Source organism: Amycolatopsis sp. cmx-8-4 (genome assembly GCF_046548675.1).
Lineage (GTDB): Bacteria > Actinomycetota > Actinomycetes > Mycobacteriales > Pseudonocardiaceae > Amycolatopsis.
On record NZ_JAEBDZ010000027.1, the window covers coordinates 40,475 to 56,904 of the forward strand.

Sequence of the window (16,430 nt, forward strand, 5' to 3'; positions counted from 1 at the left end):
TCGGTGGTCCCGGACCACCGAGGCGGGGGAGACACGTTCAGTGGGCGGCGGGCTCGGCTTCGCCGGTGGTGGCCTTGCGGGTCGTCTCCGAGCGGGCGATGTGCCACGCCACCAGCGCGCCCGCGCTGACCGTGCCCCAGAGCACCAGCGAGGCGTCCCGGGCGAACAGGCCGACGACGAGCATCACCACCGCCGTGATGTCGCACAGGATCAGCAGGAGGCTCCAGCGCCGGGCTTGCCGCATGTCGCGACCGCTGAACACGTCGGCGAGCGTGGGGTCGCTCGCCAGCAGTTCCGCCTCGATCTCGCGAAGGGCATGGCGTTCACGGTCCGGCAGCATCGGGGGTCCTCCTCGGCCTCGGCTTATCCCACAGGTACCCCCGTGACGCTGCTTCCAAGCAGCGCTTTCGGGGAACGTGCCGTATTCGGGCACTACCGTCAGTGGTTGTCACGGGGGATCCCCTTTGTCGCCGCCACCCGTTGGTACGCCACGGCCGGGCGCAGCACCATGCCGTCGCAGAGCTGGTCGACCATCGAGCGCTGGATCTCCTGCCACGGCGTCTGCGATTCGGGCACCCGGTACCCGCCCGCGTCGTCGAGCTCCTTGTGCCGCAGCGCGAGCTCGTCGTCGGTGATCAGGACGTCCGCGGTGCCCGCCGTGAGGTCGATGCGCACCCGGTCGCCCGTCCGCAGCACGGCGAGCCCGCCGCCCGCCGCGGCCTCGGGGGAGGCGTTGAGGATCGACGGCGAGCCGGAGGTGCCCGACTGGCGGCCGTCGCCCAGGCACGGCAGCTCGTGCACGCCGCGCTTGATCAGCTCGGCCGGCGGGCGCATGTTGACCACCTCGGCCGAGCCCGGGTAGCCGAGCGGGCCGGTCCCGCGCATGACGAGCAGCGACTCCTCGTCGACGCCGAGATCCGGGTCGTCGATGCGGGCGTGGTAGTCCTCCGGGCCGTCGAACACGACCGCGGTGCCCTCGTACACCCCACCCGCGAGGTAGCGGCGCCGGAACTCCGGCGAGATCACGCTGGACTTCATGATCGCGGCGTCGAACAGGTTGCCGTGCAGCACGAGGAACCCCGCGTCGGCCACCAGCGCGGTGTCGAACGTCCGGATGACGTCGCGGTCGCCCGCCTCGGCGTCGCGGCAGTTGTCGCCGAGCGTGCGGCCGTTGACCGTGGGCGCGTCCTCGTGGATCAGCCCGTGCCGCATCAGCTCGTGCACCACGGCCGGCACCCCGCCGGCGCGGTGGAACTCCTCGCCGAGGTACTTGCCGGCCGGCTGCAGGTCGACTAGCAGCGGCACGGCGTGCCCGAGCCGCTGCCAGTCGGTCAGCGGCAGGTCGACGCCGATGTGCCGGGCGATCGCGGCGAGGTGGATCGGCGCGTTGGTGGACCCGCCGATGGCCGAGCTGACGACGATGGCGTTCTCGAACGCCGCCCGCGTCAGGATGTCCGACGGTTTCAGGTCTTCCCGCACCAGCTCGACGATCCGCAGCCCGGTGCGGTAGGCCATCCGCGCCCGGTCGCGGTGCGGCGCCGGGATGGCCGCGCAGCCGGGCAGGCTCATCCCGAGCGCCTCGGCGAGCGCGTTCATCGTCGAGGCCGTGCCCATCGTGTTGCAGTGCCCGGGCGACGGCGCCGACGACGCGACCAGCTCCATGAACCCGGCGTCGTCGATCTCCCCGGCGGCGAGCAGCTCGCGCGCCTTCCAGACGATGGTGCCCGACCCGGTGCGCTCGCCGTTGTGCCAGCCGTTGAGCATCGGCCCGCCGGACAGCACGATGGCCGGGATGTCCACGGTCGCGGCGGCCATCAGGCACGCCGGCGTCGTCTTGTCACAGCCGGTGGTCAGCACGACGCCGTCGATGGGGTAGCCGTAGAGCGTCTCGACGAGCCCGAGGTAGGCGAGGTTCCGATCCAGCGCGGCGGTCGGGCGCTTGCCGGTCTCCTGGATGGGGTGCACGGGGAACTCGATGGCGATCCCGCCGGCCTCGCGGATGCCTTCGCGCGTCCGGTCGGCCAGCTGCAGGTGGTGCCGGTTGCACGGCGTGAGGTCCGAGCCGGTCTGCGCGATCCCGATGATCGGCTTCCCGGACTGCAGCTCTTCCCTGGTCAGGCCCCAGTTCATGTACCGCTCGAGGTAGAGCGCGGTCATCCCGGGGTCGGCGGGGTTGTTGAACCAAGCTTCGCTGCGCAGTCCCATACCGGCCAGTCTGTCACTCGCGCGCCTCGACGCGGTCGCGTGAACGCCGTGAGGGGCACCTTCAGGGACGTGGTGTCCCTGAAGGTGCCCCTCACGGCGTGCCTCCTTGTGGTGCGGCCCGGAGGTGTCAGCCCAGGCCGTTGAGGCCGATCACCCGCGAGTACCAGTGGGCGCTGCGCTTCGGGGTCCGCGTCTGCGTCTCGTAGTCGACGTGGACCAGGCCGAACCGCTTGGCGTAGCCCTCCGCCCACTCGAAGTTGTCCAGCAGCGACCAGTAGAAGTAGCCCCGCAGGTCGACGCCGGCCGCCAGCGCCTCGTGCGCCGCGCGCAGGTGGGAGTCCAGGAACGCGACGCGGTCGGTGTCGACGATCTCGCCGCCGTCGGAGACGACGTCGGGGTAGGCCGCGCCGTTCTCCGTGATGTACAGCGGGATCTGGCGGTAACCCCGGTGGACCTGCAGCAGCGACTCCGTCAGCCCGGCCGGCTGGACCTCCCAGCCGGAGTCCGTGCGGGCCGCGGCCGGGTCCGGCACGAAGTGGACGTCGCCCGCGCCGACCCACTCCGGGCCCGCGGGCTCGCTGCCCGGCACCGGACGGCCCGCGACGCGGTAGTCGCGGTAGTAGTTCACGCCGAGCCAGTCGACGTGCGCGGCGATGACAGCGCTGTCATCGGGCCGGACGACGTCGCCGAGGCCGAACGGCGCCAGGTCCTCGACCAGGTCGTCCGGGTATCCGCCGCGCAGCACGGGATCCAGGAACAGCCGGTTCTGCAGGCCGTCGATCCGGCGGCACGCGGCGACGTCGCTCGCGTTCGCCGGGTCGTGCGGGACGACCGGGTACAGGTTGAGCGTGATCCCGGCCGGGACGTCCGGCGCGTGCGCCCGGATGATGTCCATCGCGAGCCCGTGCCCCAGCAGCAGGTGGTGCGTGGCGGCGACGGCGGCGGTGTGGTCGGTGCGGCCCGGCGCGTGGATGCCGCCCGCGTAGCCGAGCATCGCCGCGCACCACGGCTCGTTGAGCGTCGACCAGCTGGCGACGCGGTCGCCGAGGCGGGCCAGCACGGTCTCGGCGTACTCGGCGAAGCGGTACGCGGTGTCCCGGGACGTCCAGCCGCCCTGCTCTTCCAGCGCCTGCGGCAGGTCCCAGTGGTAGAGCGTCGCCCACGGCTCGATCCCGGCCTCGAGGAGCCGGTCGACGAGCCGGTCGTAGAAGGCGAGCCCGGCGGCGTTGGCGGCGCCGCCGTCGGGCCGCACCCGCGGCCAGGCCAGCGAGAACCGGTAGGCGCCCAGGCCCAGGCGGCGCATCAGGTCGACGTCTTCGCCGTAGCGGCGGTAGTGGTCGGCCGCCGGGTCCCCGGTGTCGCCGCCCACGACCGCACCCGGACGGCGCGCGAAGACGTCCCAGACCGAGTCGGTGCGCCCGTCGGCCGTGGTGGCTCCTTCCACCTGGAACGCCGCGGTGGCGGCGCCCCAGACGAAGGCGGGCGGGAACATCAACGCGGTCTCCGCCCGAACGTTTTCCGCCCGAACGCTGTCGGGATGTACGGACATGTTCACCCTTTCACGGCACCTTGCATGATCCCGGCCACGATCTGGCGGCCGAGGAGGAGGAAGACGATGAGGATCGGGATGGTGGCCAGGGTCGTGCCGGCCAGCACCAGCGAATAGTCGACGTAGTAACCGCTCTGCAGCTTCTCCAGCGCCACCTGGACGGTCGGGTTGCCCGCGTCCAGGACCACCAGCGGCCACAGGAAGTCGTTCCAGGACGTCATGAACGTGAACATCGCCAGGATCGCCGCCGCCGGGCGTACCGCGGGGAGACAGACGTTCCAGAAGATGCGGATCATGCTGCAGCCGTCGACGCGCGCGGCCTCGATCAGCTCGTACGGCAGCGCGTCCACGGTGTACTGGCGCATCCAGAACACACCGAACGCGGTGACCAGGTTGGGCACGATCACCGATTGCAGCCCGCCGGCCCAGCCGAGCTTCGACATGGCGATGAACAGCGGGATGATGCCGAGCTGGGTGGGCACGGCGAGGGTGATGACGATGAACACGAACAGCCCGTTGCGGCCGCGGAACCGGAGTTTCGCGAAGGCGAACCCGGCCAGCGAGGAGAACAGCACCGTGGTGAGCGTGACCGTGCCGGACACGATGACGCTGTTGGCCAGCGCCTTCCAGAACGGCACGGTGTCGAACACCCGGGCGGCGTTGGCGAAGAAGTTCCCGCCGGGGAAGAACGGCGGGATGCGCTCGGTGAGCATCCCGTTGTCGCGGCTGGCGACCAGGAACGACCAGTAGAACGGGAACAGCGAGCCGAGCACGAAGATGGCGAGCACCCAGTAGGTCGCCTTGCGCGGCTTGCCGAGCGTCGCGACGCTCCTGCGGAGTCCACTGTGGATGGTGGTCATCTCTTCTTCACCGCCGGGGTGCGGGCCAGCCGGCCGGTGAGGAAGAAGTTCACCAGCGCGATGACCACGATGATCAGGAACAGCACCCAGGCGATCGCCGAGGCGTACCCGAGGTTGAAGTTCTCGAACGCGGATTGGTACAGGTACAACGTCACGGTCTGGAACTGGTTGGTGGAACCGCCGTTGTTCGACCCGGGCATGGCGTCGAACAGCTTGGGCTCGGTGAAGATCTGCAGCCCGCCGATCGTCGAGGTGATGGTGACGAAGATCAGCGTCGGCTTCAACAGCGGCAGCGTGACGGCGGTGAACCGCCGCCACATCCCCGCGCCGTCGATCAGCGCGGCCTCGTGCAGTTCCTTCGGGATGGCCTGCATGGCGGCCAGCACGATCAGCGCGTTGTAGCCGGTCCAGCGCCAGTTCACCATGATCGCGATCGCGACGTGGCTGCCGAACCGGCTGGCCTGCCAGTCGACCGGGTCGAGGCCGATCGTCTGCAGGACGCCGTTGATCAGCCCGTACTTCGGGCCGAACAGGTTCGCGAAGATGATGCCGATCGCGACGAGGCTGGCCGCGTACGGCAGCAGGATGCCGACGCGCCAGCCGGTCGCGCCGCGCAACCGGCCGCCGAGCAGCGCCGCGAGCGCCATCGCGATGATCAGCTGCGGGATGCTGGAGAGCAGGAAGATGCTGACGGTGTTGGCCAGCGCGTTCCAGAACTGCCCGTCGGCGAACAGTTCCTTGTAGTTGTCGATGCCGATGAAGTCGGGGTTGTCGTCCCCGGCCTTCCACTTGAACAGCGACACGTACGCGGTGTAGAGCAGCGGGAACAGCCCGACGACACCGAAGACGATGAAGAACGGTGCGACGTAGAGGTACGGCGATACCTTGACGTCCCACCGGCTCAGCTTGTGCCGGAAGGTGGGCCGGGGAGACGTGCGCTCCCCGGCCTTACTCCTTTCCGGCGCGACCTTGTCGATGACGGTCATGAGGTCAGCGGGTGATCTTCTTCGCCGAGTCGACCAGTTGCTGCCAGCCGTCCGCCGCCGACTTGCCCTGTTCGACCGCCTGCAGCGCCGGGCTGGAGGCGTTCTCCTGGATCTGGCCGTCACCGGGGCCCTTGTACTGCGGCTTCTGGACCTTCTTGGCCTGCTCGGCGAACAGCTCGCCGACCTTCGCGTTGCCGAAGTAGGCGTCGGTCTGGCTCAGCAGCGCGGGGTCCGAGAGCGCCTTGACCTGGCTCGGGAAGGTGCCCTTCGCCTGGAACGCCTTGATCTGCTGCTCCGGCGCGGTCAGCCAGGCCGCGAGCTCGGCGGCCTCCTTCGGGTGCTTCGACTGCGTCGGCACGGTCAGGTACGAACCGCCCCAGTTGCCGCCGCCACCGGGGAAGGCCGCGGTGACCGCCCACTTGCCGGCGTTCTCCGGGCCGGCCTGCTCCTTGATCACGCCGAGCATCCACGCCGGGCAGACCTTCGTGGCGAACGCGCCCTGCTTGAAGCCGGAGTTCCACTCGTTGCTGAACGCGGTGAGCTTGGCCGACTCGCCCTTGGCGACGGCGTCGGTGACCTTCGTCCAGGCGTCCTTGATGCCCTGGTTGCCCTCGACGGCGAGCTTGTCGTCACTGCCGATGTAGCCCTGCGGGAGCTGGTTGACCATCGCGTTGAAGTTCTGCGCGGCGGAGTCGAACCAGGCCTTGCCCTTGCTCTTGCCCACGTAGTCGGCACCGGCGGCGAAGTAGCTGTCCCAGGTGGCGAACAGCGGCTTCACGGCTTCGGGGTCGGTCGGCAGGCCGGCCGCGGCGAACATGTCCTTGCGGTAGCACATGGCGAGCGGCCCGATGTCCGTGCCGTAGCCGATGACCTTGCCGTCCTTGGTCTTCGCGGCGTCGTACTTCCAGCCGAGCCAGCGGTCGGGGGAGGCGTCGGCGGGGCCGATCTTGGTCAGGTCGTTGAACTTCGAGCCCTTGTCGAGGACGTCGGACAGGTGGCCCTCCTCGACCGCCGTGACGTCGGCGAGGCCGGAGCCCGCGGCCAGCTTGGTGATCAGGTCCTGGTGGTAGGGCCCGCCCTGGCCGGTCTTGCGGTGGGTGATCTTGATGTTGGGGTGCAGCCGCTCGTATTCCGGGATGAGGGCCTCGTAGCCGAACTCGGTGAACGTCGCCAGCGTCAGGTCCACGTGCTCGTTGGGGCCGGCCGCCGGCGGGGTCGCGTCACCGCCGCCACCGCAGGCCGTGGCGCCGAGCGCCGTCATCGTGATGCCCAGTGCGAGGACCAGGCCGTTCCGGATCGTTCTCACGTGTCCAACCACCTTGTTGACGGGAATGAGCGCTCTCACTACTGGGAGCCGGTCTGGGAGCGCTCCCAGGTGTCGCAGAGTCTGCTTGTGGCCTCCAGCGGTGTCAAGGGGCTGTAACCGGAGCGTTTCCTGCGAGGAGCGCTCCCGGACCCTGGGATGCGCGGGCGATAAGCTGGGGGCGTCCGGGTGGGTGTGGTGAGCGAGGGCGGTGCCGTGGGGCCTCGAGCAGGGGATGAAGAGCGGCCGACGCTGGAGGACGTCGCGGCGTTCGCCGGCGTGTCGCGGTCGACGGCGTCGCGGGCGTTGAACGACGACGCGTACGTCAGCGCGGCGGCGCGGGAGAAGGTCCAGGCCGCGGCCCGTGACCTGGGCTATTCCCCGAACCAGGCGGCCCGCTCGCTGGTCACCCGGCGGACCGGGGCGATCGCCGTGGTGCTCTCGGAGCCGGAGGCCCGGCTGCTCGACGACCCGTACCGCACGGCCGTCATGCGCGCCGGCTACCGCGAGCTCGCCGACATCGGCCGGCAGATGGTGCTGATCTTCAGTGACACGCGCGAAGACCTGAGCAAGACCGTCCGGTTCCTCGAAGGCGGCCACGTCGACGGCGCGCTGGTCTTCGCCCCGCACCGGGCCGACCCGCTGCCCAAGGCGTTGCGGCTGCTGCGCATCCCGGTCGTGTTCGGCGGCCAGGCGGCGGGCATCCGCCGCGGCGTCCACGTCGTCGACTTCGACAACGAGGGCGGCGCGCGCTTGGCCGTGGAACACCTGGTCGCGTCCGGCCGCCGCAAGATCGGCACGATCGCCGGCCCCCAGGACCAGAGCGCCGCGATCGACCGGCTCGCCGGCTGGCGCAAGACCCTGCTCGACGCCGGTCTCGACCCCGTCGACCTGGCCGCGGAGGCCGACTTCACGCTCTCGGGCGGCGCGAACGCGATGTCCGCGCTGCTCGCTCGCCACCCGGACCTCGACGCCGTCTTCGTCGCGAGCGACATGATGGCGGTGGGCGCTTTGCGTACTTTGGACGCGGCCGGCCGCCGCATCCCGGCCGACGTCGCGGTGGTCAGCTTCGACGACAACGCCACCCTCGCCCCGGCCATGGACCCGCCCCTGACGTCCGTGCACCAGGACCCGCGCGAGCAGGTCCACGCCATGGTCGAGACCATGCTGCAGCTCCTCGACGACCAGGCCCTCAAGCCCCGCCAGCAGGTCCTCCCGGTCTCCCTGGCCATCCGCGGCTCCAGCTGACCCCCGCCGCGTCGTCCCTCCAGCCACGCAACCCGACCCCCGGGTTTGTGTGCCGCCCTCCCGGAGCGCCGTGTCGTCCCTCCAATCACGCGTGTCGGCCTCCTGATCACGGGTGATGCCCCTTCCCGCACGGCCGGAAGGGGCGAACTCGCGTGCATGGACGGTCGGTTCGCGTACCTGGAGGGTCAGCTCGCGTGCCTGGAGGGTCGGCTCACGTGTCTGGAGGGTCGACACGCGTGATCCGGGGGACGACACGGCGCACCGGGAGGGACGACACGGTGGCGAGTAGTGGGCTGGGGAGGCTGGGAGCGCTCCTAGTCCAGGTGTACGCCTTTGGCGCAAGCCGGCGCCGGAAAGGCACGGCGGGTGACCGGCGCGCTGGGCCGGTTGGGTGACGGGGTGACGAACGGGTGGGGCCGTTCAGGAGTGTTCAGCGGGCTGACTACTCGCGGGTCGGCAACGTCGAGGCCGTCGATGGCGGTGTGCTTCTGACTCGATTCTTTACAGGGGTGTTTCCGGCTGGCTACCGTCTGCGCCTGGAAGCGCTCCCAGATCGCTGGCTCCCTACGGACAAAGGAGTTCCGCAGCCATGCGTTCCCCTCATCCCATCAAGGCCGGCGTACTGCCGCTGGTCGCGAGTTCGGTGGTCTTGGCCGCCCTGCTCGTCCCCGTGCCACCGGCGCTCGCCGCCGACGTGGCCTGCTCCGTCACCTACACCACCAACGACTGGGACACCGGGTTCACGGCCAGCGTTTCACTGCGGAACGACGGTGCGCCCCTCGACAGCTGGCAGGTCGGCTGGACGTTCCCCGACGGCCAGAAGGTCCAGCAAGGCTGGAGCGCCACCTTCGCCCAGACCGGCGCCGCGGTCACGGCGACGAACCTCTCCTACAACGGCCACCTCGGGACGGGGGCCAGCACCTCCTTCGGCTTCAACGGCACCAAGGGGTCCGCCAACCGGCCGCCGACGGACTTCTCCGTCAACGGCTCCGCGTGCACCGGCGCCAACAAGGCCCCGACCGTCAGCCTGACGTCGCCGACGTCGACCGGCACCTACTACGCCCCGGCCACGATCCCGCTCGCCGCGACCGCGGCCGACACCGACGGCACCGTGAGCAAGGTCGAGTTCTACGCCGGGGACACGCTGCTCGCCACCGACACGTCCGCGCCGTTCGAGGGCAGCTGGGGCAACGTTCCCGCCGGCACCTACTCGATCACGGCCAAGGCCTACGACAACAAGAACGCCTCCACCACGTCGAACCCCGTCAGCGTCAAGGTCCTGTCCGGTCCGACGATCGTCGCCACCCCGGCGACCGCGCAGGTCAAGCAGGGCGGCACGACGACCTTCGGCGTCACTCTCGCCGGCGCCCCGACGAGCCCCGTGACCGTCGCGATCGCCAAGACCACGGGCAGCGCCGACCTGGCGGCCACTCCCACGAGCCTCACCTTCACGACGGCGAACTGGAGCACCCCGCAGAACGTCACCGTGAAGAGCGCCGACAACGGCGGAGCGCTCGGCAGCGCGACCTTCACCGCGAGCGGCACCGGCTACACCGCCGCCACCGTGACGGTCACCGAGATCTCGGCGTCCACATCGGACTACCAGGTCGAGTTCCTCAAGCAGTACAACAAGATCAAGGACCCGAACAACGGCTACTTCCGCAAGTTCGGGAACATCCTGGTGCCCTACCACTCCATCGAGACGCTGATGGTGGAAGCGCCGGACTACGGCCACGAGACGACGTCGGAGGCGTTCAGCTACTACCTCTGGCTCGAGGCCTCCTACGGGCAGATCACCGGGGACTGGACGCCGTTCAACGCGGCGTGGACGTCGATCGAGACCTACGCGATCCCGTCCGCGGCCGACCAGAGCGGCAACTCGGGGTACAACGCGAGCAAGCCCGCGACGTACGCGGCGGAGTACCCGAGCCCGAAGTCGTACCCGTCGCAGCTGCAGACCGGCGTGGCCGTGGGCAGCGACCCGATCGCGGCCGAGCTGAAGGCCGCCTACGGCTCACCGGACGTCTACGGCATGCACTGGCTGCTCGACGTCGACAACATCTACAAGTTCGGCCACTGCGAGGACGGCACGAACACCGCGCCCGCGTTCATCAACACCTTCCAGCGCGGCTCGCAGGAGTCGGTGTGGGAGACCATCACGCAGCCGAGCTGCGACACGATGAAGTTCGGCGGCAAGAACGGCTACCTCGACCTGTTCACCGGCGACTCGTCCTACGCCAAGCAGTGGAAGTACACCGACGCGCCGGACGCGGACGCCCGCGCGGTGCAGGTGGCCTTCCAGGCCGAGAAGTGGGCCCAGGCACAAGGCAAGGGCGCCGACGTCGCGGCCGTCGTCAAGAAGGCGTCGAAGATGGGCGACTACCTGCGGTACTCGTTGTTCGACAAGTACTTCAAGAAGATCGGCAACTGCGTCGGCGCGTCCACCTGCGCGGCGGGCAGCGGCAAGGACAGCGAGCACTACCTCATCTCCTGGTACTACGCCTGGGGCGGTTCGCTCGACCAGAACGCGTGGGCGTGGCGCATCGGTGACGGCGCGGCCCACCAGGGCTACCAGAACCCGCTGGCCGCGTACGCGCTGTCGGCCGACGCCGGCCTGAAGGTGACGTCGGCGACCGGCGCGAGCGACTGGGCGACCAGCCTCGGCCGGCAGATGGAGTTCCTGCAGTGGCTCCAGTCGTCCGAAGGCGGCCTCGCCGGCGGCGCGACCAACAGCTGGGAAGGCCAGTACGGCACGCCGCCGTCCGGCACGCCGACGTTCTACGGCATGTTCTACGACCAGCAGCCGGTCTGGCACGACCCGCCGAGCAACCAGTGGTTCGGCTTCCAGACCTGGGGCATGGAACGCATCGCCGAGTACTACCAGGCCACCAAGGACGCCCGGGCCAAGAAGATCCTCGACAAGTGGGTCCCGTGGGCCATCGCGGGCACCACGGTCGGGGCCGGCGGGAGCTTCCAGGTCCCGTCCGACCTGACCTGGAGCGGCGCGCCGGACACCTGGAACGCCACCAGCCCGGGCGGCAACACCGGTCTGCACGTCACGGTGAAGAACTACAGCACCGACGTCGGTGTCGCGGCTTCGCTGTCGAAGACGTTGCTCTACTACGCGTCCGGCTCGGGCAACGCCCAGGCCAAGACGGTGGGGGAGCAGCTGCTGACGGCGCTGTCGGCGAACGCGGACACCCAGGGCATCGCGGTGCCGGAGACCCGGACGGACTACAACCGGTTCGACGACGCCTACAACGCCACCACGGACCAGGGGCCCTACGTCCCGACGGGCTGGACCGGGACCATGCCGAACGGCGACCCGATCAACGCCTCCTCGACGTTCACCTCGATGCGGTCCTTCTACAAGAACGACCCGCAGTGGCCGAAGGTCCAGTCCTACCTGGACGGTGGCGCCGCGCCGACGTTCACCTACCACCGGTTCTGGGCGCAGTCGGAGATCGCCACGGCGTTCGCCGCCCACGTCGCCCTGTTCGGCTGAAAGGCACTCGATGAAGCGACTGCTCGCACTCGCGGTCGCCGCACTGGTCGGGGGCGCCGTTCTCACGGCGTCCCCGGCCACCGCGGCCCCGCAGGCCACGACCCAAGCCGCGGTACAAGCCGCAGGCACCGGCACCGGGTACTGGCACTCCTCCGGCTCCCAGCTGGTCGACGCCACCGGCGCGCCGGTCCGGATGACCGGCGTCAACTGGTTCGGCGCCGAGACCGGCAACTACTCGCCGCACGGCCTGTGGAGCCGCAACTACAAGGACATGCTCGACCAGATGGCGAGCCTCGGCTACAACACGCTGCGGCTGCCGTACTCCAACCAGCTCTTCGACCCGGGTGTCAAGCCGAACAGCATCGACGCCGTCCAGAACCCGGACCTGCAAGGGCTTTCCGGGCTGCAGGTGCTCGACAAGATCATCGGCTACGCCGGCACCAAGGGCATGCGGGTGATCCTCGACCAGCACCGGCCGGACTCCGGCGCGCAGTCCGCGCTCTGGTACACCAGCGCCTACCCCGAAAGCCGCTGGCTGTCCGACTGGACGATGCTCGCCCAGCACTACAAGGGCAACACCACGGTGATCGGCGCCGACCTGCACAACGAGCCGCACTCGATCCAGGGTGGCGGCGGCGCGTGCTGGGGCTGCGGTGACACCGCGACCGACTGGCGGCTCGCCGCCGAACGCGGCGGCAACGCCGTCCTGGCCGCGAACCCGGACTGGCTGGTCATCGTGGAGGGTGTCGACTGCGTCAGTGTCACCGGCGACCCGCAGTGCGGCTGGTGGGGCGGCAACCTCTCCGGCGCGCGGCAGTTCCCGGTGCGACTGTCCAAAGCGGACAAGCTGGTCTACTCGGCGCACGAGTACGCGACGTCGGTGTTCGCCCAGCCGTGGTTCTCCGACCCGGCGTTCCCGGCGAACCTGCCCGCGCTGTGGGACCACTTCTTCGGCTACCTGCAGAAGCAGAACATCGCGCCGGTGCTGCTCGGCGAGTTCGGCACCACGCTCGCCGACCCGCGCGACAAGGTCTGGCTGCAGGAGCTGATGAAGTACGCCGGCACCGGAACCACCGGGATGAGCTTCACGTACTGGTCGTGGAACCCGAACTCCGGGGACACCGGCGGCATCCTCAACGACGACTGGACGACCGTCAACCAGGCCAAGCAGGCGATCCTGCAGCCGTACCTGATCCCGCCGGTCGGGGGCGGCGGCACGACGGATCCGCCGCCCGCGGTGAGCTGCGCGGTGACCTACCACGTCGACAACGCGTGGCAAGGCGGATTCGTCGCCTCCGTGACGCTGAAGAACACCGGCACCACCCCGCTGAAGGCCTGGTCGCTCGGCTGGACCGCGGCGTCCGGGACGCAGATCACCGGCGGCTGGGGCGCCACCGTCACCCAGTCCGGCGCGCAGGCGACCGCGAAGGCGCCCACCTGGGCCCCCGACCTGGCCGGCGGCGCCTCGACGTCGATCGGCTTCCAGGCGACCGGCGCCTCGACCCCGAACCCCAGTGGCTTCGCCGTCGGCGCGACCGCGTGCACCACCTGACCCGTCAACAGAACAGAAGGAGCACACTCGATGAAGAGTGAATTCTGGTCCGCGAGGAGGAAGTCACGGCTCGCCGTGGCGTCCTCGGTGACGGCCGCGGCCGTCGTGGCCGGTCTGGTGGTGGCCGGCGGCAGCCCGGCGGTCGCCGCCACCGGCTGCAAGGTCACCTACACCGTCAACCAGTGGGACACCGGCTTCACCGCGAACCTCGCGGTGACCAACCTGGGCGACGCCGTCTCGAGCTGGGACGTCCAGTGGGACTTCGCCGGCAACCAGCAGGTCCAGCAGGGCTGGAGCGCCACGTTCAGTCAGACCGCCAAGCACGTCAGCGCGAAGAACCCGTCGTGGGGCGGCACGCTGGGGTCGAACGCGACCGCGAGCTTCGGCTTCAACGGCTCCTACACCGGCACCAACGACATCCCGGGGTCGTTCTCGCTCAACGGCGTCCACTGCGACGGCGGCACCGGCACGCCGACCACCACGCCCACGACCCCGACGACGCCCACCACCCCGACCACGCCCACGGTGCCCACCACGCCGACCCAGCCGGGGACGCACGTGGACAACCCGTACGCCGGGGCCAAGGGGTACGTGAACCCGGACTGGTCCGCGGAGGTGACCGCCGCGGCCGCGGCCAAGGGCGGCACGCTCGGCACCCAGATGGCCAAGGTGGCGAACACCTCGACCGCGGTGTGGCTGGACCGGATCGCGGCGATCGAGGGCACGTCGAGCGCCCGCGGTCTGCGCGGGCACCTCGACGCGGCGCTCGCCCAGAGCGGCGGCACGCCGGTGACGATCCAGATCGTCGTCTACGACCTGCCCAACCGCGACTGCGCGGCGCTGGCGTCCAACGGTGAGCTGCAGGCCGGCTCGGGCGGTCTGGCCCGGTACAAGAGCGAGTACATCGACCCGATCGCCTCGATCCTGTCGGACTCGAAGTACGCGCCGCTGCGGGTCGTGGCGGTCGTCGAACCGGACTCGCTGCCCAACCTGGTCACCAACACCGCGACGGCCAAGTGCGCCGAAGCGCAGTCGACCGGGGCGTACACCCAGGGCATCCAGTACGCGCTGAACAAGCTGCACGCGATCTCGAACGTCTACAACTACCTCGACATCGCGCACTCGGCGTGGCTGGGCTGGGACAGCAACTTCGGCCCGTTCGTCAACCTGGTCAAGCAGACGCTCCAGGGGACGACCGCCGGGGTGAACAGCATCGACGGCTTCATCAGCGACACGGCGAACTACACCCCGCTCACCGAGCCGAACCTGCCGGACTCGAGCCTCAACGTCGGCGGCCAGCCCCTCCGGTCGGCCACGTTCTACCAGTGGAACCCGTACTTCGCCGAGGTGCCGTTCGCCACGGCGATGTACAACGCGTTCGTCGCCGCGGGCCTGCCGAGCGGCATCGGCATGCTGATCGACACCTCCCGCAACGGCTGGGGCGGCTCGGCCCGGCCCACCGGCGCGTCGGGGTCCACTGTGGACAGCTATGTGAACTCCGGCCGGATCGACCGGCGGCTGCACCGCGGCAACTGGTGCAACCAGAGCGGGGCCGGGCTCGGCGTGCGGCCCACCGCGTCGCCCGCGGCGCACTTCGACGCCTACGTCTGGATCAAGCCGCCGGGTGAGTCCGACGGCGCGAGCCAGCAGATCCCGAACGACGAAGGCAAGGGCTTCGACGGGATGTGCGACCCGGCCTTCCACGGCAGCGATCAGGCCAACGGCGGCAACCTGACCGGCGCCCTGCCGAACTCGCCGCTGTCGGGCAAGTGGTTCGAGGCCCAGTTCGAGCAGCTGGTCCAGAACGCCTACCCGGCGGTGCAGTAACCGATCTCCCGGGCCGGGCGGTGCCTGCGCAGCCGCCGTCCGGCCCGGGTTTCCACCCGTTCCGCAACCGGAAGGAGTCTTCATGAGCAACCGGCTACGAGCCACAATGGCGTCGTTCGGAGCCACGGCCGTGCTGCTGTCCGGCGGTGTCGTGCTCACCGCGCCACCGGCGGCCGCGGACACGCAGCTGTGCGACAAGTACGGCTCGCTGCGCATCCAAGGTGGCCGCTACATCGTGCAGAACAACAACTGGGGTGACGACACGACCCAGTGCCTCTCGGTGTCGGCCACCGGCTTCAGCGTGACGACGGCGTCGCACAACCGGCCGACGAACGGCGCCCCGGGCAGCTACCCGTCGGTCTACGCCGGCTGCCACTACGGCAACTGCAGCACCGGCAGCGGCCTGCCGCGCCAGGTCCGCTCGCTCGGCTCGCTGACGTCCCGGGTGGACTACGCGACCGTCCAAGCCGGACAGTGGGACGCCTCCTACGACGTCTGGTACGACCCGGCGCCCAACCCGGCCGGGCAGAACACCGGCGCCGAGGTGATGATCTGGGGCAACCACCGCGGGGCCCCGCAGCCGGTCGGCAGCGTCATCGGCACCGCGCAGCTGGCCGGCGCGACCTGGAACGTCTGGTTCGGCAACATCGGCTGGAACGTCATCTCCTACGTCCGGACCAGCGGCACCGACAGCCTCGGCGTCAATCTCACCGACTTCACGCGGGACGCCGTGAACCGGGGCAAGATCAGCGACGCCTGGTACCTGACGAGTGTCCAGTTCGGCTTCGAGCCGTGGCAGGGCCAGACCGGGCTGGGTGTGAAGACGTTCAGCCTGTCGGGCTGAGGTCCTTCCGGAACGTCATCCGGTCCAGCCCGGGCCCGTCGTAGTCGGGCTGGACCGGCCGCCCTTCGAACTCCTCCGGCCCGGGTTCGGTGACGAACCCCATCCTGGTGTGGAACGCGTGCGAACCACTGTTCTGCGGCGACGTGATCGCCCGTACCACCGAACGCCCGTGCGCCCGGCTGTGGGCGAAGAACCGCTCGTAGAGTTCCGCGCCCAGCCCGCTCCCGCGCTCCGCGGGGTCGACGCCGACGAAGTGGATGTAGCTCTCGTCCGGCCGCGACTGCGACAGGAACCCGATCAGGAACGCGACGATCCGCTCGTCGGCCGTCACCAGGAAATTGCTGTCGCCGAAGTGCTGGAACATCAGCCTCGGCAGGAGGAGGGCCCGTTGCCGCATGCCCTCCTCGCCGCCGAGGCCGCCCCACCAGTCGTCGAGGACGCCCAGGACGGGCAGGTGGTCGGCCGGGCCGGGACGCCGGATCCCGAGGTGCGGCCAAGGCGCGGGCAGGGGAGTCGTCATACCCGGCACCCTGCCCGCTCCGGTGCGTCCG

General features: G+C 70.0%; 12 protein-coding genes. 5 read left to right on the forward strand and 7 right to left on the reverse strand.

The window, feature by feature from the left end:
- Positions 1–37 precede the first annotated feature (37 nt).
- The 6 genes from ACLJQZ_RS38570 to ACLJQZ_RS38595 form a co-directional block, all read right to left on the reverse strand.
- Positions 38–340: a DUF3040 domain-containing protein gene (locus tag ACLJQZ_RS38570; protein ID WP_410625429.1), complete on the reverse strand. Its 303-nt coding sequence runs from the start codon at positions 338–340 to the stop codon at positions 38–40.
- A gap of 98 nt (positions 341–438) precedes the next feature.
- The gene (locus ACLJQZ_RS38575; protein WP_410625431.1) at positions 439–2,205 is read right to left on the reverse strand and encodes an IlvD/Edd family dehydratase; all 1,767 of its coding nucleotides are present in this window, start codon (positions 2,203–2,205) and stop codon (positions 439–441) included.
- A 127-nt stretch (positions 2,206–2,332) separates the two neighbouring features.
- Positions 2,333–3,754, reverse strand: coding sequence for a GH1 family beta-glucosidase (locus ACLJQZ_RS38580; RefSeq protein WP_410625433.1), 1,422 nt, complete (start codon positions 3,752–3,754; stop codon positions 2,333–2,335).
- 2 nt (positions 3,755–3,756) lie between these two features.
- Positions 3,757–4,614: a carbohydrate ABC transporter permease gene (locus tag ACLJQZ_RS38585; RefSeq protein WP_410625435.1), complete on the reverse strand. Its 858-nt coding sequence runs from the start codon at positions 4,612–4,614 to the stop codon at positions 3,757–3,759.
- Positions 4,611–5,600 (reverse strand): carbohydrate ABC transporter permease, encoded by a 990-nt coding sequence (locus ACLJQZ_RS38590; protein ID WP_410625437.1) that lies wholly within the window; start codon positions 5,598–5,600, stop codon positions 4,611–4,613. Before ACLJQZ_RS38590 ends, ACLJQZ_RS38585 begins: the two co-directional genes overlap by 4 nt.
- Before the next feature lie 4 nt (positions 5,601–5,604).
- Positions 5,605–6,906, reverse strand: coding sequence for an ABC transporter substrate-binding protein (locus ACLJQZ_RS38595; protein WP_410625439.1), 1,302 nt, complete (start codon positions 6,904–6,906; stop codon positions 5,605–5,607).
- Between the two features lie 249 nt (positions 6,907–7,155).
- On the opposite strand from ACLJQZ_RS38595, the gene ACLJQZ_RS38600 reads away from it, so the two are divergent.
- From ACLJQZ_RS38600 to ACLJQZ_RS38620, 5 genes are all read left to right on the forward strand, one after another.
- Positions 7,156–8,151: a LacI family DNA-binding transcriptional regulator gene (locus tag ACLJQZ_RS38600; RefSeq protein ID WP_326951552.1), complete on the forward strand. Its 996-nt coding sequence runs from the start codon at positions 7,156–7,158 to the stop codon at positions 8,149–8,151.
- 589 nt (positions 8,152–8,740) lie between these two features.
- Positions 8,741–11,656: a glycoside hydrolase family 48 protein gene (locus tag ACLJQZ_RS38605; RefSeq protein ID WP_410625441.1), complete on the forward strand. Its 2,916-nt coding sequence runs from the start codon at positions 8,741–8,743 to the stop codon at positions 11,654–11,656.
- Positions 11,657–11,666: 10 nt separating this feature from the next.
- Positions 11,667–13,208 (forward strand): cellulase family glycosylhydrolase, encoded by a 1,542-nt coding sequence (locus tag ACLJQZ_RS38610; RefSeq protein ID WP_410625442.1) that lies wholly within the window; start codon positions 11,667–11,669, stop codon positions 13,206–13,208.
- A gap of 30 nt (positions 13,209–13,238) precedes the next feature.
- Positions 13,239–15,035 (forward strand): glycoside hydrolase family 6 protein, encoded by a 1,797-nt coding sequence (locus ACLJQZ_RS38615; RefSeq protein ID WP_410625444.1) that lies wholly within the window; start codon positions 13,239–13,241, stop codon positions 15,033–15,035.
- Between the two features lie 82 nt (positions 15,036–15,117).
- On the forward strand, positions 15,118–15,879 hold the full coding sequence (locus tag ACLJQZ_RS38620; protein WP_410625446.1) for a GH12 family glycosyl hydrolase domain-containing protein: 762 nt from the start codon (positions 15,118–15,120) through the stop codon (positions 15,877–15,879).
- Here the strand turns inward: ACLJQZ_RS38620 and ACLJQZ_RS38625 are convergent.
- A complete protein-coding gene (locus tag ACLJQZ_RS38625) occupies positions 15,863–16,399 on the reverse strand; it encodes a GNAT family N-acetyltransferase (protein WP_410625448.1) in 537 nt (178 codons plus the stop codon). The two genes, ACLJQZ_RS38620 and ACLJQZ_RS38625, sit on opposite strands and share 17 nt — an antisense overlap.
- Positions 16,400–16,430 lie beyond the last annotated feature (31 nt).

Excerpts from the sequence above, each read along its gene's own strand:
- ACLJQZ_RS38585 (WP_410625435.1), bottom strand. The coding sequence starts at position 4,614 with ATGACCACCATCCACAGTGGACTCCGCAGGAGCGTCGCGACGCTCGGC.
- ACLJQZ_RS38610 (WP_410625442.1), top strand. The coding sequence starts at position 11,667 with ATGAAGCGACTGCTCGCACTCGCGGTCGCCGCACTGGTCGGGGGCGCC.
- ACLJQZ_RS38620 (WP_410625446.1), top strand. The coding sequence starts at position 15,118 with ATGAGCAACCGGCTACGAGCCACAATGGCGTCGTTCGGAGCCACGGCC.
- ACLJQZ_RS38590 (WP_410625437.1), bottom strand. The coding sequence starts at position 5,600 with ATGACCGTCATCGACAAGGTCGCGCCGGAAAGGAGTAAGGCCGGGGAG.
- ACLJQZ_RS38615 (WP_410625444.1), top strand. The coding sequence starts at position 13,239 with ATGAAGAGTGAATTCTGGTCCGCGAGGAGGAAGTCACGGCTCGCCGTG.
- ACLJQZ_RS38570 (WP_410625429.1), bottom strand. The coding sequence starts at position 340 with ATGCTGCCGGACCGTGAACGCCATGCCCTTCGCGAGATCGAGGCGGAA.
- ACLJQZ_RS38605 (WP_410625441.1), top strand. The coding sequence starts at position 8,741 with ATGCGTTCCCCTCATCCCATCAAGGCCGGCGTACTGCCGCTGGTCGCG.
- ACLJQZ_RS38580 (WP_410625433.1), bottom strand. The coding sequence starts at position 3,754 with ATGTCCGTACATCCCGACAGCGTTCGGGCGGAAAACGTTCGGGCGGAG.
- ACLJQZ_RS38575 (WP_410625431.1), bottom strand. The coding sequence starts at position 2,205 with ATGGGACTGCGCAGCGAAGCTTGGTTCAACAACCCCGCCGACCCCGGG.
- ACLJQZ_RS38625 (WP_410625448.1), bottom strand. The coding sequence starts at position 16,399 with ATGACGACTCCCCTGCCCGCGCCTTGGCCGCACCTCGGGATCCGGCGT.